The sequence below is a fragment of the Qipengyuania sp. genome (genome assembly GCF_964227205.1).
In the GTDB taxonomy this organism is placed as follows: Bacteria; Pseudomonadota; Alphaproteobacteria; order Sphingomonadales; family Sphingomonadaceae; genus Qipengyuania.
Genome location: NZ_CAXQVB010000001.1, coordinates 223662 through 246315 on the forward strand (window position 1 = coordinate 223662; position 22654 = coordinate 246315).

The following is a 22654-nucleotide window of genomic DNA, read 5'->3' on the forward strand; positions in this document are numbered from 1 at the left end:
CTTGCCTTGCGCCATTGCTGGGCTACGCTTACGCAAACGTCAACCGTTATCAGACCTGAGAGGAACCGCCATGGCCGAAGCCTATATCATCGACGCAGTCCGGACGCCGCGCGGCATCGGCAAGCCCGGCAAGGGCGCACTGTCGCACCTCCATCCGCAGCATCTCGCGGCCACCGTGCTCGGCGCCCTGCGCGAGCGGAACGACCTCGACACGGCTTCAGTCGACGACATCATCTGGTCGACCAGCAGCCAGAACGGCAAGCAGGGGGGCGACCTCGGCCGCATGGCCGCGCTCGCGGCCGGCTATGACATCAGCGCCAGCGGTACCACGCTCGACCGGTTCTGCGGCGGCGGCATCACCTCGGTGAACCTGGCCGCGGCAACCGTCATGAGCGGCATGGAGGACTGCGTCATCGCTGGCGGGACCGAGATGATGAGCTACACCGCCGCCTATGCCGCCGAACAGGCCAATGCCGGCCTGCCGCCGCGGCTGATGGGCTCGGGCAACGAAGCGCTCGACGTGCTCCATCCGCAGAGCCATCAGGGCGTGTGCGGCGATGCGATAGCCAGCATGGAAGGCATCGACCGCGAAGCGCTCGACGCGCTCGCGCTGGTCAGCCAGCAGCGCGCCAAGCGCGCGATCGACGAGGGTCGCTTCGACAAGTCGGTCGTGCCCGTGCTCAACGAAGACGGCACCGTTGCGCTCGACCGCGAGGAATTCCCGCGACCCGAAACCACCGCCGAAGGCCTTGCCGCGCTCAATCCGAGCTTCGCCAAGCTCGCCGATTTCGACATCGGCGGCACGACCTTCCGCAAGCAAATCAACCGCAAGTATCCCGACCTCGAGATCGAGCACTTCCACCATGCCGGCAACAGCTCGGGCGTGGTCGACGGCGCGGCGGCGCTGCTGGTCACCTCGGAAGACTATGCCAAGGAGCATGGCCTCAAGCCGCGCGGCCGGATCGTCGCCTATGCCAATCAGGGCGATTGCCCGACGCTGATGCTCAACGCGCCCGTCCCGGCGGCAAAGAAGGTTCTCGAAAAGGCAGGGATGACCAAGGACGACATCGACGTCTGGGAAATCAACGAAGCCTTCTCGGTCGTCGCCGAGAAGTTCATTCGCGACCTCGATCTCGATCGCGAGAAGGTCAATATCAACGGCGGCGCGATGGCGCTGGGCCATCCGATCGGCGCGACCGGCTCGATCCTCATCGGCACCGCGCTCGACGAACTTGAACGCTCGGGCGGCCGCTACGGCCTCGTTACCATGTGCGCCGCGGGCGGCATGGCACCGGCCATCATCATCGAGCGGGTAGACGATTTCGTCGCCTGACACCGCCTGAGCATGCGTGCCCTCGCCTAAGCCCGCGAAAGCGGCTAGAGGGCGCGCCATGCATTTCCTAGACCAAGCCAAGATCTACTTGAAGTCGGGCGCCGGCGGCCCCGGCGCCGTCAGTTTCCGGCGTGAAAAATATATCGAATACGGCGGCCCCGACGGCGGCAATGGCGGCAAGGGCGGCGACATCGTCTTCGAGGCCGTCCAGGGCCTCAACACCCTGATCGACTTCCGTTATGCGCAGCACTTCAAGGCCAAGCGCGGCGAGCACGGCCAGGGCAAAGACCGGACGGGCGCGGGCGCGCCCGACCTTGTGATCAAGGTTCCCGTCGGCACGCAGGTGCTTTCGGAAGACAAGGAAGAAGTACTCGCCGACTTCACCGAGGTCGGCCAGCGTATCGTCTTCCTCGAAGGTGGTATGGGCGGCCGCGGCAATGCGAGCTACAAAAGCAGCACCAACCGTGCCCCGCGCCAGCACCAACCGGGCGAGCCGGGCGAAGAGATGTGGGTCTGGCTACGGCTCAAGCTGCTTGCCGACGTCGGCCTGTTGGGCCTGCCCAATGCGGGCAAGTCGACCTTCATCAACCAGGTCTCCAACGCCAAGGCCAAGGTCGGCCATTACGCCTTTACCACGCTTGTGCCCAAGCTCGGCGTGGTCACCCACAAGGGCCGCGAATTCGTCCTCGCCGACATTCCCGGCCTGATCGAGGGTGCAGCCGACGGTGCCGGGATCGGCGACCGCTTCCTCGGTCATATCGAGCGCTGCCGCGTGCTGATCCACCTGATCGACATTTCGGGCGACGACCCCGCCGAAGCCTATCGCACGGTCAATGCCGAGCTCGAAGCCTATGGCGGCGGGCTGGCGGACAAGCCGCAGCTGGTTGCGCTCAACAAGCTCGACCTCGCCGACGAGGAACTGGGCGCAGGCTTCGCCGAGGAACTGCTCGCCGCCGGGGCGGACAAGGTCTTCACCATCTCGGGCGCGACGGGCGCGGGCATTTCCGAACTGCTCGACGGGGTGCTCGGCTACCTGCCCGATCGGACCGCGACCGAAACCAATGCCGCCGAGGTCGAAGACGCTCCCGAAGAGGGCAGCGACGAATGGTCGCCGATCTGAGCAACTCCCACAGCACCCATCATCCCGGCCCCGATCCGGGGGCCGCTTTACTTTTCGGCTGCCAAGCAAAAGAAGTTGGACCCCGGATCAAGTCCGGGGTGACGTAGGACACAATGGCAATCGATAGTCTTTCCGACTTGCGCAGCGCGCGCCGCCTGGTGATCAAGGTCGGCTCGGCGCTGCTGGTCGAACACGGCGCCCCGCGCGTCGAATGGCTGGCGACGCTCGCCGCGGAAATCGCCGGGCTGCGCAAGCACGCCGAGGTCATTGTCGTCTCCTCGGGCGCGATCGCGCTGGGGGCGGCCCGGCTCGGCCTTGCCAAGGGCGGGCGCGGCAGCCTCGCCGATGCGCAGGCCTCGGCCTCTGTCGGCCAGGTCGAACTCGCGCGGCTGTGGTCCGACGCGCTTGGCCACCGTGGCATCACCGCGGCGCAGATGCTGGTTACGCTGGGCGATCTCGAGGACCGGCGGCGCTATCTCAACGCATCGGCCACGCTCGCGCGGCTGCTCGAAGCGGGCGCGGTGCCGGTGGTCAACGAAAACGACAGCGTCGCCACCGAGGAAATCCGCTTCGGCGACAACGATCGCCTCGCCGCGCGCGTCGCGCAAGCGGCAGAGGCCGATGCGGTGCTGCTGCTGTCGGACGTCGACGGTCTCTACGACCGCGATCCGCGCGAGGCAGGCGCGGTGTTGATCGCAAGGGTCGCTGGCGTCACGCCCGAAATCACCGCCATGGCCAGCGGCGCATCGTCTTCGGGGCTCGGATCGGGCGGCATGCGCGCCAAGCTCCAGGCGGCACAGATCGCCGAACGCGCGGGGATAACCCTCGTCATCGCCAACGGGACCAACCCCTCCCCGCTCGCTCGCGTACTCGACGAGGGCATCGGCACGCTGTTCGTCCCGCAGGCCGATGCCAACGCGCGCAAGGCCTGGCTCGGCGGTCGGCTCGCGCCGGCGGGCGCGCTGTCGGTCGATAGCGGCTGCATGCGGGCGCTCGACCAGGGCGCCAGCGTGCTCGCCGCCGGCATTACCGAAGTCGAAGGCGATTTCGCGCGCGGCGACCTCGTCGCGATCCACGGGCCCAGGGGAGAACGGCTCGGCCAGGGGCTGGTCGAATATGCCGCCGCCGAATGCCGTGCGATCCTCGGCCTCAGACAGGACCAGCAGGCCGCCAGGCTCGGCTATGCGCCGCGCGCGGCGGTGATCCACCGCGACCACATGGTGCGCGCATGACGATCGCGCTGACCGGCGCTACCGGCTTCGTCGGCCAGGCGGTGCTCGATGCCTGCCGGCGGACGGGCGAGCCGGTGTGTGCGCTGACCCGGCGGCCGCAAGATGCCTGCGAGCATGTCGAATGGGTCGAAGGCGACCTGTCCCATGCCGCGGGGCTCGGCCTGATGTGCCGCGATGCCGAGGCGATCGTGCATGTGGCGGGGCTTACCAACAGCCCCGACCCGGCCAAGTTCGAAGAAGCCAATGTCGGCGGAACCGAGCGCTTGATCGCCGCGGCGAAAGAGGCCCGGGTCAAGCGTTTCGTCTTCGTCTCGTCGCTCTCCGCGCGCGAACCAGCCCTGTCGGCCTACGGCGCCTCCAAGGCGCGCGCCGAGAAGCTGGTCGAGGCCAGCGGGCTCGACTGGACCATCGTCCGGCCGCCGGGCGTCTACGGTCCGCGCGACGTCGACTATTTCGAGATGTTCCGCAGCGCGAAATACGGCTTCGTGCCCTTGCCCCCCGGCGGGGCCAGCTCGATCATCCATGTCGAGGATCTTGCACGGCTGCTGCTGGCACTGGTCGATGCCCCCCCCGCACTGGTGCGCCACCGCCTCTTCGAGCCCGACGACGGGCGCGAGGGCGGCTGGGCGCACAAGGAGCTCGCACACGCGATCGGCAAGGCGGTGGGGCGCCCCGTCTTCGCCCCGCACCTCCCGCGTCCCGTGCTCGAGACTGCGGCGCGGCTCGATCGGCTGCTGCGCGGCGACAAGGCGCGGCTGACCGCTGACCGGGTCGGGTACATGACCCACCCCAACTGGGTCGCGCGGTCCGCCTTCAAGGTCCCCCCCGCCGTGTGGGAGCCGCGCATCCCCGGCGAAGAGGGGCTCGCCGCCACCGCCGAATGGTACCGCGCGCAAGGTTGGCTCTGAAGCACTGGACTTTCGCGCGCGATTGCACGAAAGGCGCGCAAGGGCATGGGCCGGCTTAGCTCAGTTGGTAGAGCACCTGATTTGTAATCAGGGGGCCGCGGGTTCGAATCCTGCAGCCGGCACCACCTGCCCCCGCGGCAAACGGCCTAGAGGAAGGGCTCCTCGCCCGGCCGGTGGATGCCGCATTCGACCTTGTCCCACCCCGACCAGCGGCCAGAGCGTGCGTCCTCGCCTTCGGCCACGGGCCGCGTGCAGGGGGAGCAGCCGATGCTGGGAAAGCCGCGCTCGACCAGCGGGTGGCGCGGCAGGTCGTGCGCCTCGAAATAGGCGGCGATATCCTGGGCCGACCAATCGATCAGCGGGTTGATCTTGAGCCGGCCTTGGGCGTCGGAATTATCGATTTCGAAGCGCGGCAGGTTCGCCCGGGTCGAGGACTGGAAGGCCTTGCGCCCGGTGAAGCTGGCATCGAAGCCGGCGAGCGCCTTCGCCAGCGGCTTGACCTTGCGCAGTTCGCAGCAACCGTCCGGATCGTAGGACCAGCGAAGGCCGCTTTCGTCGCGCGCCTCCAAATCTGCGATTTCAGGGTAAAGGTCGATCCGGTTGAGGCCGATACGATCGGTCAATTCGTCGCGATAGGCGAGCGTCTCGGGGAAGTGCTTGCCGGTTTCGAGGAACAGCACCGGCACCTTGGGATCGACCTGCGCGATCAGGTGCAGCAGCACCGCGCTTTCGGCGCCGAAGCTCGACACCACCGCCGTCTCGCCCGCGAGGCTGCCCTCGATCACCGCGCGCAGCCATTCCTCCGTCTCGCTCCCGCGGAACATGCGATTGAGGCGGATGGCGTCCTGCTCGGTGAAGCGAGGACCCGTGTCGATCCGGTCAATGGCGCGCAGTTCGTTCATCCGTGCCGTTTCGCCCAGATCGGCCTGCGCGTGTCGGCGGCGGTCTGGTAGACTTCGGGCCAGCGTGCGAAGGCTGCCTCGACATCGTCCCGGTCGAGCTGCTGGTCGGGCTCGAAGGCATCGAAGCCGCAGCGGCGCATATAGGCGAGCTGGTCGACCAGCACGTCGCCCACCGCGCGCAATTCGCCATCATAGCCCGCTTCACGCAGGATACGGGCAGAGGAGTAGCCGCGCCCGTCGCCGAAGGCGGGGAAGTTCACTTCGACCAGCGCGAGCCGCTCGAGATGTGGCAACAGCTCGCGGGCATCGTCGCCGGGCTCGATCCGCACCGCCGAGGCATTCGACTGGTCGAGGAAGGAATCGACGGTCACCGCCGGATGGTCGACGGGCTCGTCGTCGCGATAGCGCAGCGTCTCAGCCATAGAGCGCCTCCTTGAAGGGGTTCATGCCGATGCGGCGATAGGTGTCGAGGAAGCGCTCGCCGTCGTGGCGCTCGCGTTCGTAGACGGTGGTGACGGTCTCGACCGCATCGACGATGCCGTTCTCGTCGAAGCCGGGGCCGGTGATCTTGGCGAGGCTGACATCCTCGGCCTCGCTGCCACCGAGCAGGAGCTGGTAGTTCTCCACCCCCTTCCGGTCGACACCGAGGATGCCGATGTGGCCCGCATGGTGATGCCCGCAGGCGTTGATGCAGCCCGATATCTTGAGCTTGAGCTGGCCCAGCGTGGCGGTCTTGCCGGTGGCGGAGAAGCGCTCGGAAATCTTCTGCGCAATCGGGATCGAGCGGGCATTGGCGAGGCTGCAATAATCGAGCCCCGGGCAGGCGATGATGTCCTCGACCGTGTCGAGATTGGGGCTACCCAGCCCCGCCTCCTCGAGCGCGGTCCACAGGGCATGGAGATCGGCCTTGCGGACATGCGGCAAAACGATGTTCTGCGTGTGCATCACGCGCAGCTCATCGAAGCTGTAGTCCTTCGCCAGATCGGCCATCAGCCGCATTTGCTCCGCCGTAGCATCGCCGGGAATGCCGCCGACGGGCTTGAGGCTGATCACCGCCGCGACATAGGCCGCTTCCTTGTGCGGCACCGTGTTGCGATCGACCCACAGCGCGAAATCGGGATCGCTACGATCGATCGCCTCGGGCGCGCCCGTTTCGAACAGCGGGTCCTCGAAATAGCCCCTGATCCGTTCGAGCTCGGCCAACGGCGGTTCGACGCCCTGCTCGAGCAGGTGCGCGAATTCGGCCTCGACCTGGCGGGTGTATTCCTCGGCCCCCAGTTCGTGGACGAGGATCTTGATGCGCGCCTTGTACTTGTTGTCGCGCCGCCCGTGGCGATTATAGACCCTCAGGCAGGCCTCGGCATAGGTGACCAGGCGGTCGAGCGGCACGAAGGGATTGATGCAGGGCGCGATCATCGGCGTGCGGCCCATGCCCCCGCCGACATAGAAGGCGGCGCCCAGCTCGCCCGCGTCGTTCTGCACGATCTGGATGCCGATATCATGCAACCGCATGGCTGCACGATCGGTCTCGCTGGCGATCACCGCGATCTTGAACTTGCGCGGCAAGTAGCTGAATTCGGGGTGGAAACTCGACCACTGGCGCAGCAGTTCGGCATAGGGCCGCGGGTCGGCCACCTCGTCTGCCGCGGCGCCCGCGAAATGGTCCGAGCTGATGTTGCGGATGCAGTTGCCGCTGGTCTGGATGGCGTGCATTTCGACCTTCGCGAGGTCGGCGAGGATGTCGGCCGCGTCCTCCAGCCTGATCCAGTTGTACTGGATGTTCTGGCGCGTGGTGAAGTGGCCGTAGCCGCGGTCGTATCTGTCCGCGATATCGGCCAGCGCATGCATCTGGCGGCTGTCGAGCGTGCCATAGGGAATGGCGACGCGCAGCATATAGGCGTGGAGCTGCAAATAGAGCCCGTTCATCAGCCGCAGTGGCTTGAACTGGTCTTCGGTCAGCTTGCCTTCGAGGCGGCGGCGTGCCTGGTCGCGGAATTCCTCCACGCGGGCATCGACCATCGCCTGGTCGTAAGAATCGTATTTATACATCAGATCACCCAGTTGCCGATGTCGGGATCGGCGGGCTTGAGGGTCAGGTCGGGCCGGATGGTGGGGCCGAGCGCGCGAACGCGTTCCTTGATGTGCGACGGCCGGGGGGTGCCATCCTGCATCTCGGCATCGACCGCATAGGGCACGTTGACGCGGCGCGCGGCCTCCTCGCGGCGGGCGATCTCGTCTTCGCTGCCGGAGATGTCGACTGCGTCTTCGATATGGATCGACCAGTCGCTGCCGGTCCACCAGGTTACCGCGCCGGTCTTGAGGTCGTTTCCGGTAAGCAGCCTCAACGTGCAGCCTCCTGCGCCTGGCGCGCGAGTACCGCGGCATCGCGTGCGGTCACTTCGCCGATGACGATCAGCGCGGGGCTCACGACCGCCTCGCGCTCGACCAATTCCGGCAGGCCCGCGAGCATTCCGCGCAGCACGCGCATTTCCGGGCGCGTACCGTTCTCGATCACCGCCACGGGCATGTCGGGTGCAAGTCCGTCCTCGATCAGTTTCTCGGCAATCTGCGGCGCGGTCTTGACGCCCATATAGATCACCAGCGTGCGGCCCTTGCCCGCGAGACCCGCCCAATCCTGGTCCTTCAGCCCCTTGCACTGCCCGGCGACGAAGCTGACGATGGAGGACGCCTCGCGATGAGTCAGCGCGATCTGCGCCGCCGCGGCGGCGCCATTGGCTGCACTGATGCCGGGGACGACTTCGACAGACACGCCCGCCGCGCGGGCGACCTCGGCCTCTTCGCCGCCCCGCCCGAAGATGAAGGGGTCGCCCCCCTTGAGGCGGACGACATCCTCACCCGAGCGGGCAATGCGCACCAGCAAGTCGCTGATCTCGCCCTGCGGCAGCGTGTGGTGCGAGCGCCGCTTGGCGACCGAGATCAGCTCGGCATCACTGCGCGCCAGCGCGAGGATCGCCGGGTCGACGAGGCCGTCATGAACGATAATGCGCGCGCGTTCGATCAGTCGCGCGGCGCGGACCGTCAGCAGGTCGGGATCGCCCGGTCCCGCGCCGACGAGAAAAATGGTTCCGGAATGTGACATGGCCGCAAGATGCTGGTCGCGGCCGTTTGACGCCAATCAAAATGCGTGTCCGGCGTGGAAGCCAAGATTTTGAAACCGCCGCTGTGCGCCCGGCAACCTAATCTTTTGCGGCCGACGCCCCGCCCTTGCCCTGCGCCATGATGCCGATCAGCCGGTCGAACTGATCACTCGAACGGATATGCAGGTCGCGCTGCGGGAAGGGAATTTCAACGCCGTTTTCCTTGAACAGCCACCACAGCTTCTTGAGCACCGTGCTGCGCACATTGCCCACGCCATCCTCGGGATCCTTGATCCAGCAATGGATGATGAAATTGACCGAGCTGTCGCCATACTCGCTCATCCACACCGTCGGTGGCGGGGCCTTGAGGATACGCTCGCAGCTCTTCGCCGCCTCCAGCATCAATTCCTCGGCGAGCTTCATGTCGGCCTCGTAACTGACCCCGACCGGCACCTGCATGCGCACGTTCTTCGACGAATAGGACCAGTTTTCAACCTGGTTGATCATCAGGTTCTCGTTCGGGATCAGATACTCGCGCTGGTCGCGCGTGGTCACCGAAACCGCCCGGATGCCGATCTTGCGGATCTGGCCGAAGCTCTCGTTGCCGGCCACGTCGGTTACCGCGATGACGTCACCCGGCTTGATCGAACGGTCCATCAGCAGGATTATTCCGGCGATCAAATTGCCGAAGGTCTTCTGCAGGCCGAAACCGATCGCCAGGCCGAACGCGCCCGAGAAGACCGCCAGCGCGGTGAGATCTATCCCCAGCAGGTCGATCCCGAGGAAGAAGGCTGCCGCCCAGACGAGAATGGTGACGATTTTCTCGGTCAGCAATTGCTGCGCATCGTCGAGACGAGTCATGCGGCGGACCAGACGGCGCCCCATCTTGCTGATGAACCAGGCGAAGATGAGGACGCCGAAGATCACCGCGCTGACAATGAGCACGTCGAACAGCGAGATCCTGAAATGCCCGAAGGACAGCGCCACGGCATCGAGCGTGTCGATCACCGAACCGACCGTCTCGCTCTTCGAACTGAGCGCTTCCTTGGCGCCTTCGGCAGCGGCCACGGCGCTCTCCTCCCGGACAGGTTCGGCCAGGCTCCAGGCCTGTTCGACCGGAGGAGCGGAGGCCGTACTGGCCGCGCTGATCGGGGTTTCGCCTTGCACGTCTATCTTTCGTTCATCGCCGCGAAGCCCCTGGCCAGGTCGGCGATCAGATCGTCCTTGTCTTCCAGTCCGATCGATAGCCGGATGGCGTAGCGATCCTCAACCCCCCATCCTTCGCGGGGCCAGGGCATCACGCTGCGCACGGGCTCGACATCGAAGGGCAGAGCGAGGCTTTCGAATCCGCCCCAGCTGTAGCCGATCCCGAAAAGGCGGAGGGCATCGACCAGCCGACAACGTGCGGCATCGTCGCGGCCCTTGAGGACGAAGCTGAAGAGGCCGCAGCCGCCGCTGAAATCGCGTTGCCAGATCGCATGCCCCGGCGTGCCGGGGAGCATGGGCGCAAGGACATGCGCCACATCGCAACGTGCATCGAGCCATTCGGCGATCGCCAGCGCGCTGGCGCTCTGGTGTTCGAGGCGCACGCCCATGGTGCGCAATCCGCGCAGGACCAGCGCGGCATCGTCGGGAGAGACGACATGCCCCAGTTGCTGCGCGCCGAGCCGTAATCGGCGATACCAGTGCTCGCCCGCGCTGGCCGACCCCATCATTACGTCCGAATGCCCGCCGACATGCTTGGTCAGCGCGGTAATTGCGATATCGCAGCCATGCTCGAGTGCGGGAAATCCAAGCGCGGTCGCCCAAGTATTGTCGACGAGGCTGACAGCCCCCTTGTCGCGAGCGATGCGCGCCAGCGCGGGGATGTCGCACACTTCCATCGTCAGGCTGCCCGGCACTTCGAGCATCACCGCCCGCGTGCGGTCACAGAAGGCGGCTTCGTAAGCCTCGAGGTCGAGCGGGTCGAAGAAGCGGTGCTCGATCCCGAAGGTCTTGAGCAGGCCAGTCGCGGCATTGCGCGTCGGATCATAGGCATTGTCGGCCACCAGCAGTACGTCGCCGCTGCGCAGCACCGCCAGCAGGGCACCGACCAGAGCCGCCAGGCCGCTGGGATAGAGTACGGTCCCCGCCGCGCCCGGTTCGAGCGCAGTCAGCGCCTCGCTCAATGCCCATTGCGTCGGCGCGCCGCGGCGGCCGTAGAAGAACTGCCCATCCCGGTTCTGCGCCTTGCGCGCCTTCAGCTCGGCGCAGCTTGAATAGAGATGCGTGCTCGCGCGCCAGACCGGAGGGTTGACCACGTGCTGAGCGAAATCGCCCCCGCGGCCGCCGGTAACCAGCCGCGTCGCGGGGCGATCCCTGCTATCGTCTCCACCGGCCATGGTCAGCGCCCCGCGCCCCTTTCCTTCGGCATGGCGGTATCGGCGCCCCATTCGAGCCAGCTGCCGTCATAGAGCGCGACGTCGTCCTTGCCCGCCAGATGCAACGCGAAGGCGAGCACGCAGGCGGTCATCCCGCTGTTGCAGGAAGTAACGACCGGTTTATCCGGATCGATACCGGCATCGGCGAACAGCGATGAGATTTCGCCGGGTGCGCGATAGGTGCCGTCTTCGGCGAAGAGCTGCGGAAAATGCAGGTTTGCCGCACCGGGGATATGGCCTTCGGACCCGCTGGCCTCCTCGCCGGCGAAGCGTGCAGCATCGCGCGCATCGACCACCTGCTCCTCGCAGGCCTGGCAATTGGCGAGCATTTCGGCCTTCGTGCGGACCTCGCGGACCGGGTCCGGCAGGGGGAAGTCGGTCTGGTCGCTATAGACCGGGCCTTCTTCGATGCTGCGTCCCTCGGTCTTCCACTTGGACATTCCGCCGTCGAGTATCGCGACGCTCTCGAAGCCATAGAGCCGGAAGATGAACCAGGCGCGCGCGGCGCTTCTGATCTGGCTGTCGTCATAGAGCACCACGCGGTCGCCGGGTGCGATCCCCAGTCGTCCCAGCCGGTCGGCGAACTGCCGCGCGCTGGGCAGCGCCTTTGGCACCTCCGATTCCGGATCGACGAAGCTGACCAGGTCGAGGAACCGAGCGCCCGGAATATGCGCCGCCTCGAACTCGGCTGCGGCATTGCGGGGGGAATCGGGCAGGTGCATGGTGGCGTCGAGCACGACGAGGCCGTCCGTCCCTAGCCGGTCGGCAAGCCATTGGGTCGAAACGAGACTGTCCATCTCCGCCCGGGTAGCGGGCGCAGCGGGCGAAGTCGAGCTAGGCAAGCTCGCGCTGGGCGATCGGGGCGTAGCTGCGCGGTCCTTCGTCGAGGTTGAAGGGCTGCACCCGCGGGCCGCCGGGAACGCCCTGCCCGACGACGAAGGTCTTGACCAGCACCTCCTCGCCGGAGCCATCGATCCGCACGCGCAGCAGCGGGACGAGCAGCGGATGGCGCCCCTGCCGGATGACGTGCGCCTGCGCGAGCGGCAATTGCACCTGCCCCTCGAGCGTGACGCTCTGGTGCGGACCGATACGCGCGACCTCGTGCCGGCGTTCGAGCGCGGTGGCGGCGGTGGCGAGTTGCTGCTCCACCGGCAGCGCGGCATGCGCCGAGACGAGGTCGAGCCCGACCGCCAGCTGCGTCAGCGGCGCGCCGGTGCGGTTGGCGAGCGTCATGCGGTACTTGAGCGTCGCGAAGGCGGCGCTGCGGATGAGCTTTTCGTGCTCGATGCTGACCGTCAGCGCCTCGGGCAGCGGCAGCGAGGGCACTGCCGCGGCGGCGGCGCTGGCGACGACGGGACGCTCGATTTCGGGCACCACGGCCGCGCGTCGGCGCTGCCAGGCGACGAAGCCCGCTCCCAGCAGCGCGAACAGGCCCGCGACGGCGGCGAGGGGCAGCCAGGGCAAGTCCTCGCCCGGGGCCTCGGACTGCGGCATGGCGGTTGCCCGCGGGGCAGTCGCGGGTGTCGGGAGCGCTCGCGGCGTAGCAGGGCCAGCAGATGCCTCGTCCTGCGGCGGCGGCGCAGAGGTCCGGGGCTGCGCCGGGCTGGCCGCCACCGGCCGCTGCGTTACCGTGGGGAGAGGACTGGGCACCGGCGTCGGCCCTGCGGCCGGGACCCGCGTCGTCTGCGCGGTTGGCCGGGCCGTGGGCGCAGCCTGTGTCGCCGATGGCGTCGGAGTCGTCGCCGGGGTCGGAGTGGGGGTCGGTGTGTTCACCGCGCGCGGCGCGATGGGAACGCCGGCGCGGGTATCGGCGGGGCCCTGCGCCTGCGGCGTCGCCGAGGGCGTGGGTACTGGCTCGAGCGAGAAATCGCTGACCGACTGCGCCTGCGCCATAGCGGGCAGCGCGGCGGCGAGGGCGATCAGGGAAAGGCGGGTCGGAATGTGCTTCACGGGTGATCGTTTCGCGGGAAAAGGCGCCACAGTGCGGAGCCGCGCTGAATAGGTACTGAAGCGCGCGCTTCCAAGCCCCGGCTTGCGCTGGCGGGCGCTTCGCGGCAGGAGCGCGGCATGAGCGACACACCTGCCCCCAAGTTCCTCGGCGCGAATACCGCGCTGCCCGCCTCGCCCGACGAGGCCGAGCTCGACTACGTCCCCAACCCGCGCAAGGGCCAGCTCTACATGGTGCGCTTCGCCGCGCCCGAGTTCACTTCGCTGTGCCCGGTCACCGGCCAGCCCGATTTTGCGCATCTCGTGATCGACTATGCCCCGGGCGCGACGATCGTCGAATCGAAGAGCCTCAAGCTGTTTCTCGGCTCCTTCCGCAACCATTGCGGCTTCCACGAGGACGTGACCGTCGGCATCGGCCAGCGGCTGTTCGACGAGATGCAGCCGCAATGGCTGCGCATCGGGGGCTATTGGTATCCGCGCGGCGGCATCCCGATCGACGTCTTCTGGCAGAGCGCCCCCCCGCCCGAGGGACTGTGGCTGCCCGATCAGGGCGTCTCCTCCTATCGCGGGCGCGGCTGACGGATGGGCAGCGCGCCGGCGCGAATCCCGCTGTCCGAGCGCCTCGCGCGCGATCCGGGCGCGCTGGCCGACGAACTGCGCACCGTCGTCGCGCGCGATCCGCGCAACACCGGCGCCTGGCGCTGGCTCGGCCGCGCGCTGCGCAAGCTGGGCGAGGACGAGGCGGCCGCCGAGGCCGAGATGGCCGCGATCCGTGCCACCGCGCTGGAACCGCAGATGGTCGCGATCGCCGAGGCCATGCTCGAGAACGATCTGCAGACCGCCGAGCAGCTGCTGCGCCAGCGGCTGCGCAACCAGCCGACCGATGCCGCGGCGATCCGGCTGATGGCAGAGCTTGCCGCACGGATCGGCCGGCTCGGCGATTCGGAAAAGCTGCTGCATCGCGCGCTCGAACTCGCTCCCGGCTTCACCGCCGCGCGCGCCAATCTCGCCAATGTCCTCTACAAGCAGAGCCGCTACGAAGAGGCCGCCAGAGTGCTCGACGAGGTCATCCTGCGCGACCCCGCCAACCCCGGCAATCGCAACCTCATGGCCGCGACGCTGGGGCGGATCGGCGACTATGACGAGGCACTGAGGCTCTATGCCGAGCTGGTCGAGACCTTTCCCGACCATGCCAAGCTGCAGATGAGCTATGGCCACATGCTCAAGACTGTCGGGCGGCAGGAGGACGGCGTCGCCGCCTATCGCGCGGCGCTGGCGGCGCAGCCCGATCTGGGCGAGGTCTGGTGGAGCCTTGCCAATCTGAAGACCGTGAAGTTCACCGACGAAGATGTCGCTGCAATGGAGACCGCGCTCGCGGGTGATCCGGGCCACGAGGACGCACTCCACCTCCACTTCGCGCTCGGCAAGGCCTATGCCGATCGTCACGAGGCCGAGGCGAGCTTTCGCCACTACGCGCGCGGCAATGCGCTGCGCAGCGAGGAACTGGGTTACGCGCCCGAGACGATCGCCGCGCTGGTCGATCGGACGATCGAGGTGCTCACGCCGGAATTCCTCGCCGCGCACGAGGGTGTCGGCGATCCGAGCCCCGATCCGATCTTCATCCTCGGCCTGCCGCGCGCGGGCTCGACCCTGCTCGAACAAATCCTCGCCAGCCACAGCCAGGTCGAAGGCACGATGGAACTTCCCGACATTCCCGCCCTCGCCATGCGCGAGGCGAAGAAGGCGGGCGGCGACCTGCGCGACTGGCCCGACGCGGTGGCCGAGCTGCCGGACGCGCGCTTCGCCGAACTGGGCGAGGAATTCCTCGCCCGCACCCGCGTACAGCGCAAGAGCGGCAAGCCCTTCTACATCGACAAGCTGCCCAACAACTGGAGCTATGCCGGCTTCATCCACCTGATCCTGCCCCATGCGAAGATCGTCGATGCGCGCCGCCATCCGCTGGACTGCTGCTTTTCGAACTTCCGCCAGCACTTCGCGAAGGGCCAGGGCTTCTCCTATTCGCTCGACCACATCGGCCGCTACTACGCCGACTATGTGCGCGCGATGGACCATTACGATGCGGTCTTGCCCGGCCGCATCCACCGCGTGATCCACGAACGCCTGCTCGACGATCCGGAAACCGAGGTGCGCGCGCTGCTTGCCTATCTCGGCCTGCCCTTCGAGGAGGCGTGCCTCGCCTTCCACGAAACCGACCGGGCGGTACGCACCGCTTCGTCGGAACAGGTCCGGCGACCGATCAACCGGGACGGTGTGGGCCAGTGGGAGCCTTGTCGCGCGTGGCTGGGGCCGCTCGAAGCGGCGTTGGGGGATCTTCCACAAACCTACGCGCGCTAGCAATTTCCTTGCTCGCGCCGCCTGTGGCACGTGGCAATTGTGCCATACAATCGACGGAAAGCTGTGTGCAATCGAACTGCGTGGCCATGTCGGGCTTGGCAAACCGCCTGAAAAATGGCGGTAATGTGACCGGGTCTGAATTAGGGAGGGAAACATGCCATTCGAACCTTCGACGCGTCGCCTGTCTCTTGCCGCGAGCCTGCTCGCCGGGACGGCCCTGTCGATCTCCACGCCGGTCTTAGCCCAGGACGTTGCGGATGCCACCGCAGCCACGCCGAGCGACCGCAACGTCATCATCGTCACCGCCAATAAGCGCGAACAGGACCTGCAGGACGTGCCGGCCTCGATCACTGCCTTCGGTACCGAGAAGCTCGACCAGTTGCAGGTCAACGAACTGCAGGATGCGGTGAAATTCCTCCCCTCGGTCACCATCCAGACCGTCGCACCGGGTTTCAGCCAGATCTATTTTCGCGGTGTCGCCAGCGGCGAGAATGCCAACCACTCGGCCTCGCTGCCGACCGTCGGCACCTATCTCGACGAAATGCCGATCACGACCATCCAGGGCGCGCTCGACATCCACGCCTACGACCTCGCCCGGGTCGAGGCGCTCGCCGGGCCGCAAGGCACGCTCTACGGTGCCAGCTCGATGGCCGGCACGATCAAGATGGTCACCAACCAGCCCGACTATGGCGACAACTACGGGGCGCTCGATGTCGAGGGCAACATGGTCGCGCATGGCGACCTGGGCGGGACGATCGAGGGCTTTTACAACTTCGCCCTGTCCGACCGTGCCGCGCTGCGCGTGGTCGGCTGGTATCGCCATGATGCCGGCTACATCGACAACATCGCCGGCAGCCGTACCTATCCGACTTCGGGCATCACCCAGACCAATGCGGCCTTCGTCGAAGACGATTACAACGATGTCGACACCTATGGCGCGCGCGTCGCTCTGGGCATCGAGCTCGACGACAACTGGACGATCCGCCCGACCGTGATGGGACAGGTCCAGACCGCGAACGGCAGCTTCGCGCAGGAACGCTCGAGCGCGGTGACCGGCGACCTCCAGACGGTCCAGTACAATCGCGAATATTCGAAGGACAAATGGCTGCAGGCGGCGCTCACCGTCGAAGGCAAGCTGGGCAATTGGGACCTGGTAGCGACCGGCGGCGGATTGTGGCGCCGCGACACGGTCGACGCCGACTATTCCGACTACGCCTATTTCTACGACGCGCTCTATGGCTACGGCGCCTATTTTTACGACAACAATTACGATCTCGTCAGCCCCAACCAGTACATCCAGGGCGGCGACAAATACCGCCGGATGTTCGGCGAAATCCGCGTGTCGAGCCCGCAGGATGCACCGGTGCGCTTCATCGGCGGCCTGTTCGCGCAGCGCCAGAAGCACGAGATCACGCAGAACTACATCGTCGACGGCATTGCCGATATCAACGTGGTTCCCGGCACCGCCAGCGATATCTGGCTGACCCGGCAGGATCGCACCGACCGCGACTATGCGGCCTTCGGCGAGATCAGCTTCGACGTGACCGACCAGCTGACGCTGACCGGGGGCGCGCGCCTGTACAAATACAAGAACTCGCTGGTCGGCTTCTTCGGCTATGCGCAGAACTTCTCCTCGCGCACGGGCGTATCGGCCTGCTTCACCACCGACGGACCGCCGCTCAACGAGAACCCCGGCGGGACGCTGGCCGCGCCGATCGTCGACGGCACGCCCTGTACCAATCTCGACAAGACCACGTCGGATACCGACGCGATCTACAAGCTCAACGCGACCTACACGATCAATCCCGACGTGCTGGTCTACGCCACCTGGTCGCAGGGCTTCCGTCCGGGCGGGATCAACCGGCGCGGGACGCTGCCGCCCTACGGTCCGGACTCGCTCGACAACTACGAACTCGGCTGGAAGACCCGCTTCGGCGATGTCACCTTCAACGGCGCGGTTTACCAGGAGGACTGGAGCGATATCCAGCTGTCGTTCCTCGGCGAGAACGGCCTCACCGAAATCCGCAACGCCGGAATCGCGCGCATCCGCGGGATCGAGGCCGATTTCACCTATGCCGCCAACGGCTTCACCCTGTCGCTTTCGGGTAGCTACAACGATGCCGAAATCCGCCGCGATTTCTGTCGTATCGCCAATCCGAGCTTCGATTGTACCTTCGACCCGGGCGACGGACGCACCAATGCGCTGCTCGCACCGTCGGGCACGGCCCTGCCCGTTACCGCCAAGTTCAAGGGCAATGCCCTGGCGCGGTACGAATTCCCGCTGGGATCGTGGGACGCGCATGTGCAGGGTGCGGTGGCGCATATCGGCAAGCGTCGCAGCGACCTGCGCGACTTCGAGAATGCGCTCAAGGGCTTCTTCGATCCCTATACCACGGTCGATCTGAGTTTCGGCGTGAAGAAGGACGGCATGCGCTTCGAGCTCTTCGCCACCAACCTGTTCGACGAGCGCGGGGTGATCAACAGCGGGGTCCAGTGCCTCGAGACCACCTGCGGCGATCCCGGCGGGCTCAGTTCGACTGGCGGCGTCTTCTACGATGTGGTGATCAAGCCGCGGATCGTGGGGCTGAAGGCCGGCTTCGATTTCTGAGCCGGTGAACGCACCAACCGACACCAGGGAAAGGCCGGGCCGCAAGCTCGGCCTTTTCGCTGCCATCGCGCTGGTCGTCGGCAACATGATCGGATCGGGCGTGTTCCTGCTGCCCGCCAGCCTCGCGCCTTTCGGCTGGAACGCCGTGTTCGGATGGCTGGTGACCATCGCGGGTACGCTGGTGCTGGCCTGGCTGCTGGCGGTGCTGACCAGGGCCCTGCCCGCGGCGCGCGACCCGATGGGATTCGTCGAGGAAGGCTTCGGCGAGGTCGCCGCTTTCCTCGTCGCCTGGATATACTGGGTCTCGGTGTGGACTGCGGTGGTCTCGATCGCGGTGGCCGCGATCAGCTATCTCTCGGCCTTCTTGCCGTGGATCGGCGCGACGCCGATGGCGCCTGCGCTGTGTTCGATCGCGCTGGTATGGGCGATGACGCTGATCAATCTGCGCGGGGTCCATGCGGCGGGCAATTTCCAGATCCTGACCGTCGTGCTCAAGACTCTGCCGCTGCTCGCGGTGATCGTGGTCGCAGCGATCGTCCTCGGCAATGGGCAGGCCGACATCCGCCCCTACGAAGCGGCGACGATCAACGGCGCCGACCTGCGCGGTGCCGCGGCGCTGACGCTGTTCGCGCTGCTCGGCTTCGAATGCGCCAGCCTGGCCGCGGCGAAAGTCGAGAACCCCGAGGTCAACGTGCCGCGCGCGATGATGTGGGGCACGGCACTGACCGGCCTTCTCTACCTGCTGGTCTGTTCGGCGGTGGCGCTGATGCTGCCCGAGGCCGAAGCAGCGGCCTCGCCCGCCCCGCTGGCAAGCTTCGTCGCGCGCTACTGGTCGGCCGAGGCGGCGTCGCTGGTGACAATCTTCGCCATCATCAGCTGCGTCGGCGCGATCAACGGCTGGGTGCTGATGCAGGGCGAACTGCCGCACAACATGGCAATGCGCGGGATGTTGCCCGGCTGGTTCGGGCGCACCGACAGGCGCGGCACGCCGCTGCAGGCGCTGGTCGCCTCGAGCGTGATCGCAACCCTCTGCCTGCTGCTCAATGCGAGCCGTTCGATGCAGGGCATATACGAATTCGTGCTGTTGCTTTCGACTAGCGCGGCGCTGTGGCTCTACCTCGCCTGCGCGCTGGCGGCCTGGCGGCTGCGGATCGCGCGCTTGATCGCGCTACCGGGCGCCATCTACGCGGTCTGGACGCTGTGGGGTGCCGGCTGGGAAGCGAGCGGGTGGAGCCTCGTGCTGATGCTCGCTGGGCTGCCGCTCTACTGGTGGGCGCGGCGCCGCTAGGCGACCAGCGTATCGAGCCAGCGCGCGGCGAGCTGGCCCGCCTGTTCGGCGCTGAAAGGCGCCCCGCCCAGCGAGAGCTCGAGCCACAGTCCGTCGATCAGCGCGGTCAGCGCGATGGCGGTCAGCGCGGGATCGGCGAGCTGCGGGCGCCATGCGACGAGGAGGCGTTCGAGCCCCTCGCGGAAATCGCCATAGACCTCGGAGCGCACCTTGGCGACTGCGGGATCGCTGCGCGTCAGGCTCCAGAAGGCGACGTAACTCGCGAGAAGTTCGGGCGAGGCAATCGGCGGGCGGAAGCTCGCGGTGAGATAGGCGAGCACACGGGCGCGCGGGTCCTCTCCCGCTGCGGACACGGCCTCGTCGAGAGCCCCGGCGATGCGCGCACCGGTCCAGCGATAGGTCTCCGCCATCGCCTCGGAAACGCCCGCAAAATAGTGCCGCAGAAGGCCGGGCGAGACCCCCGCCTCGGCGCAGATCGCGCGCACCGAAACGCCCGCCGCGCCCTTGGCAGCGAGCACGCGCGCGGTTGCCTCGATCAGGCTCTGGCGGCGTTCGTCGGGCGCAGCGCGGGTAAAGGCCGGTTGTGCGGTCATGGCGAGCTTGTTATACGACCGTATAGCAAGGAGGGCGCGATGGCAATGCGGAGGATCGAAGAGGCGACCAGTGACCCGCTGGACGGGTGGAGCCTTCCGGCATGGACCTACCATGACGAAGAGTTTCACCGCCTCGAGCTCGACCGCGTCTTCCGCCCGAGCTGGCAGGTCGTCTGCCATGTCAGCGACGTGCCCGGCACTGGCGACTGGCACACGCTCGACTATTGCGGTGAAAGCGTCATCGTGGTGCGCGGCAAGGATGATGTCCTGCGTGCCTTCACCAATGTCTGCCGCCATCGCGGTTCGCGGCTGGTCGACGGCGAGGTCGGCTGCGCGAAGAAGCTCGTCTGCCCCTATCACGCGTGGACTTACGATCTCGACGGGCGGCTGACCGGCGTGCCCGACAGCGCCAGCTACCCCACGCTCGACAAGGAGCGTGCGGGTCTGGTGCCGGTCGAGCTCGAAACCTGGCGCGGCTTCGTCTTCGTCCGGCTCGATGACGATGGCGGCCCGTCCGTGGCGCGGATGATGGCACCCTACGAGGCGATGGTCGAACCCTACCGCTTCGAGGAATTGTCCGCGCTCGGCCGCGTCACGCTGCGCCCGCGCGAGGTCAACTGGAAGAACGTCGGCGACAACTATTCGGACGGCCTGCACATCCCCGTCGCCCACCCGGGCCTCACCCGGCTGTTCGGCAAGAGCTACGGCGTCGAGGCCGAGGCCAATGTCGACCGCATGTGGGGCGACATGCAAGACCGCGAGAGCGCCAACTGGTCCGAGCGGATGTATCAGAGGCTGCTCCCGCAAGTCCCGCACCTGCCAGCGGAAAGCCAGCGCCACTGGCTCTATTTCAAGCTCTGGCCGAACGTCGCCTTCGACATCTATCCCGACCAGGTCGACTTCATGCAGTGGCTCCCGACGGGCCCTACAACCTGCCTCATCCGCGAGATAAGCTATGTCCTGCCCGACGATCGCCGCGAAATGCGCGCCGCGCGCTATCTCAACTGGCGCATCAACCGGCAGGTGAACGCCGAGGACACCGCACTCATCACCCGCGTGCAGGAAGGCATGGCTTCGCGCAGCTTTGCGATGGGCCCGCTCTCCGACAAGGAAGTGTGCCTCAAGCACTTCTGCAAACGCATGCGCGAAACCATTCCCGAGGCACGCCTCGAACGCCAACCTCCTGCCGGCTGGAGCCATCAATGACCAAGCAATACGACGCCGTGATCATCGGCGCAGGCCACAACGGGCTTGTCTGCGCCTTCTACCTCGCGCAGGCCGGGCTCAAGGTGCGCATCGTCGAGCGCCGCGATACCGTCGGCGGCGCAGCGGTCACCGAGGAGTTCCACCCCGGTTTCCGCAATTCGGTAGCAAGCTACACCGTCAGCCTGCTCCAGCCCAAGGTCATCCGCGACATGCGGTTGCACGAACACGGCTATCGCGTGATCGAACGGCCGATCTCGAACTTCCTGCCGCAGGAAGACGGCGGTTATCTCAAGCTCGGCGGCGGGCTCGAGCGCACGCAGGCGGAATTCCGCAAGTTCTCCGATGCCGATGCCGAGGCGTTGCCTGCCTATTACGATGCGCTCGAAGGCGTGGCCGAGGTGCTGCGCGACCTTGCGCTCAAAAGCCCGCCCAATGTCGGCGAAGGCCTGCGCACGCTGATCGCCGGGGCGACGCAAGGGTGGGGCATGTCGCGCCTCTCTCTCGAGGCCAAGCGCGATATCCTCGACCTCTTCACCAAGTCCGCCACCAGCTTTCTCGGCCAGTGGTTCGAGAGCGAAGCGGTCAAGGCCGCCTTCGGCTTCGACGCGGTAGTCGGCAACTATGCCAGCCCCAACACGCCGGGCAGCGCCTATGTCCTGCTCCACCATGTCTTCGGCGAAGTGAACGGCAAGAAGGGTGCCTGGGGTCACTGCGTCGGCGGCATGGGCACGATCACGCAGATCATGGCCGATGTCTGCCGCAAGTGCGGCGTCGAGATCAGCCTCGAGGCGCCGGTCGCCGAAGTGCTGGTCGACGGTGACGCAGTCGCGGGCGTGCGGCTCGAAGGCGGCGAGGAGATCGCGGCCAAGCGCGTCATCGCCAATGTCGGACCCAAGCTGCTCTACGGCACAATGCTCGACGAGAGCCATCAGCCCGAGGATTTCCGCCGCCGGATGCGCGGCTTCAAGGCGGGTGGCGGCACCTTCCGCATGAACGTGGCGCTCTCGGAACTGCCGAAATTCACCGCCCTTCCCGAAGCCGGCGAACACCACCAGTCGGGCATCATCCTCGCCCCCACGCTCGAATACATGGACAAGGCCTTCCTCGACGCGAAGGCGCATGGCTGGTCGAAAAAGCCGATCGTCGAAATGCTGATTCCGAGCACGGTCGATGATAGTCTCGCCCCCGAAGGCCAGCATGTCGCCAGCCTCTTCTGCCAGCAGTTCGCGCCCGAGCTTCCCGACGGACGGAACTGGGACGACGAGGAGGACGCAGCCGCCGACACGATCATCGACACGGTCGAGGCGGTCGCACCCGGTTTCCGCGCCTCGATCCTCGGACGGCAGGTGCTCAGTCCCAAGGGGCTCTACGACAAATTCGGCCTCGTCGGCGGCGACATCATGCATGGCCACATGAGCCTCGACCAGCTGTGGTCGGCTCGCCCGGTGCTGGGCAATGGCGCCTATCGCGGGCCGGTAAAGGGCCTCTACATGTGCGGCGCGGGCACGCATCCGGGCGGCGGCGTTACCGGCGCGCCGGGCCACAATTGCGCGCGCGAGGTCATTTTCGACCGCGGCAACTGGCGCAGGTTTTCCGCGATTTGACCGCTCCCCGAGCGGTGCTACGCCTGTGTAATATCCAGAG

At 66.8% G+C, this 22654-nt stretch carries 20 protein-coding genes and 1 tRNA gene; 11 read left to right on the top strand and 10 right to left on the bottom strand.

The annotated features are described in order from the left end of the window. The first annotated feature begins 70 nt into the window (after nucleotides 1-70). The 5 genes from ACEQZ0_RS01145 to ACEQZ0_RS01165 all read left to right on the top strand — a co-directional run bounded on the left by ACEQZ0_RS01145 (nucleotide 71) and on the right by ACEQZ0_RS01165 (nucleotide 4718). Nucleotides 71-1333 carry an acetyl-CoA C-acetyltransferase gene (locus tag ACEQZ0_RS01145; RefSeq protein WP_370187493.1) on the top strand — a complete coding sequence of 421 codons (1263 nt, stop codon included), beginning with the start codon at nucleotides 71-73 and terminating at the stop codon, nucleotides 1331-1333. Between the two features lie 58 nt (nucleotides 1334-1391). Further along, nucleotides 1392-2453, top strand: a complete 1062-nt coding sequence (gene obgE, locus ACEQZ0_RS01150) for a GTPase ObgE (protein WP_370187495.1) — start codon at nucleotides 1392-1394, stop codon at nucleotides 2451-2453. 113 nt (nucleotides 2454-2566) lie between these two features. Beyond that, entirely contained in the window at nucleotides 2567-3685 is a 1119-nt protein-coding gene (gene proB, locus ACEQZ0_RS01155) for a glutamate 5-kinase (RefSeq protein ID WP_370187500.1), read from the top strand. Beyond that, nucleotides 3682-4593: an NAD-dependent epimerase/dehydratase family protein gene (locus ACEQZ0_RS01160; RefSeq protein WP_370187502.1), complete on the top strand. Its 912-nt coding sequence runs from the start codon at nucleotides 3682-3684 to the stop codon at nucleotides 4591-4593. The genes proB and ACEQZ0_RS01160 overlap by 4 nt, the downstream gene beginning before the upstream one ends. A gap of 49 nt (nucleotides 4594-4642) precedes the next feature. Continuing rightward, nucleotides 4643-4718, top strand: a tRNA-Thr gene (locus ACEQZ0_RS01165). Between the two features lie 21 nt (nucleotides 4719-4739). On the opposite strand, the gene ACEQZ0_RS01170 is transcribed toward ACEQZ0_RS01165, so the two are convergent. From ACEQZ0_RS01170 to ACEQZ0_RS01210, 9 genes are all read right to left on the bottom strand, one after another. Further along, nucleotides 4740-5495, bottom strand: a complete 756-nt coding sequence (locus ACEQZ0_RS01170; protein ID WP_370187505.1) for a phosphoadenylyl-sulfate reductase — start codon at nucleotides 5493-5495, stop codon at nucleotides 4740-4742. Next, complete coding sequence (locus ACEQZ0_RS01175) at nucleotides 5492-5917, bottom strand: DUF934 domain-containing protein (protein WP_370187507.1); 426 nt, start codon at nucleotides 5915-5917, stop codon at nucleotides 5492-5494. Before ACEQZ0_RS01175 ends, ACEQZ0_RS01170 begins: the two co-directional genes overlap by 4 nt. Further along, entirely contained in the window at nucleotides 5910-7544 is a 1635-nt protein-coding gene (locus ACEQZ0_RS01180; protein ID WP_370187509.1) for a nitrite/sulfite reductase, read from the bottom strand. The genes ACEQZ0_RS01175 and ACEQZ0_RS01180 overlap by 8 nt, the downstream gene beginning before the upstream one ends. Then, a complete protein-coding gene (locus ACEQZ0_RS01185) occupies nucleotides 7544-7840 on the bottom strand; it encodes a DUF2849 domain-containing protein (protein ID WP_370187511.1) in 297 nt (98 codons plus the stop codon). The genes ACEQZ0_RS01180 and ACEQZ0_RS01185 overlap by 1 nt, the downstream gene beginning before the upstream one ends. Beyond that, on the bottom strand, nucleotides 7837-8595 hold the full coding sequence (gene cobA, locus ACEQZ0_RS01190; protein WP_370187514.1) for a uroporphyrinogen-III C-methyltransferase: 759 nt from the start codon (nucleotides 8593-8595) through the stop codon (nucleotides 7837-7839). The genes ACEQZ0_RS01185 and cobA overlap by 4 nt, the downstream gene beginning before the upstream one ends. Before the next feature lie 97 nt (nucleotides 8596-8692). Continuing rightward, on the bottom strand, nucleotides 8693-9760 hold the full coding sequence (locus ACEQZ0_RS01195; RefSeq protein ID WP_370187516.1) for a mechanosensitive ion channel family protein: 1068 nt from the start codon (nucleotides 9758-9760) through the stop codon (nucleotides 8693-8695). Between the two features lie 2 nt (nucleotides 9761-9762). After that, nucleotides 9763-10974: a cystathionine beta-lyase gene (metC, locus tag ACEQZ0_RS01200; protein ID WP_370187858.1), complete on the bottom strand. Its 1212-nt coding sequence runs from the start codon at nucleotides 10972-10974 to the stop codon at nucleotides 9763-9765. Between the two features lie 2 nt (nucleotides 10975-10976). Then, entirely contained in the window at nucleotides 10977-11810 is an 834-nt protein-coding gene (locus tag ACEQZ0_RS01205; protein ID WP_370187518.1) for a sulfurtransferase, read from the bottom strand. A gap of 37 nt (nucleotides 11811-11847) precedes the next feature. Then, nucleotides 11848-12963, bottom strand: coding sequence for a hypothetical protein (locus tag ACEQZ0_RS01210; RefSeq protein ID WP_370187520.1), 1116 nt, complete (start codon nucleotides 12961-12963; stop codon nucleotides 11848-11850). 117 nt (nucleotides 12964-13080) lie between these two features. On the opposite strand from ACEQZ0_RS01210, the gene queF reads away from it, so the two are divergent. From queF to ACEQZ0_RS01230, 4 genes are all read left to right on the top strand, one after another. Beyond that, on the top strand, nucleotides 13081-13539 hold the full coding sequence (gene queF, locus ACEQZ0_RS01215; RefSeq protein WP_370187523.1) for a preQ(1) synthase: 459 nt from the start codon (nucleotides 13081-13083) through the stop codon (nucleotides 13537-13539). Between the two features lie 3 nt (nucleotides 13540-13542). Beyond that, complete coding sequence (locus ACEQZ0_RS01220) at nucleotides 13543-15315, top strand: sulfotransferase (protein ID WP_370187527.1); 1773 nt, start codon at nucleotides 13543-13545, stop codon at nucleotides 15313-15315. A 154-nt stretch (nucleotides 15316-15469) separates the two neighbouring features. Continuing rightward, a complete protein-coding gene (locus ACEQZ0_RS01225; protein ID WP_370187530.1) occupies nucleotides 15470-17923 on the top strand; it encodes a TonB-dependent receptor in 2454 nt (817 codons plus the stop codon). Nucleotides 17924-17927: 4 nt separating this feature from the next. Further along, a complete protein-coding gene (locus tag ACEQZ0_RS01230; protein WP_370187533.1) occupies nucleotides 17928-19211 on the top strand; it encodes an APC family permease in 1284 nt (427 codons plus the stop codon). On the opposite strand, the gene ACEQZ0_RS01235 is transcribed toward ACEQZ0_RS01230, so the two are convergent. Beyond that, on the bottom strand, nucleotides 19208-19804 hold the full coding sequence (locus tag ACEQZ0_RS01235; protein ID WP_370187536.1) for a TetR family transcriptional regulator C-terminal domain-containing protein: 597 nt from the start codon (nucleotides 19802-19804) through the stop codon (nucleotides 19208-19210). The genes ACEQZ0_RS01230 and ACEQZ0_RS01235 overlap by 4 nt on opposite strands. Nucleotides 19805-19843: 39 nt before the next feature. Here ACEQZ0_RS01235 and ACEQZ0_RS01240 point away from each other — a divergent pair, with 39 nt between their 5' ends. Then, entirely contained in the window at nucleotides 19844-21010 is a 1167-nt protein-coding gene (locus ACEQZ0_RS01240; RefSeq protein WP_370187539.1) for an aromatic ring-hydroxylating dioxygenase subunit alpha, read from the top strand. After that, complete coding sequence (locus ACEQZ0_RS01245) at nucleotides 21007-22614, top strand: phytoene desaturase family protein (RefSeq protein ID WP_370187542.1); 1608 nt, start codon at nucleotides 21007-21009, stop codon at nucleotides 22612-22614. The genes ACEQZ0_RS01240 and ACEQZ0_RS01245 overlap by 4 nt, the downstream gene beginning before the upstream one ends. The last annotated feature ends 40 nt before the right edge of the window (nucleotides 22615-22654 follow it).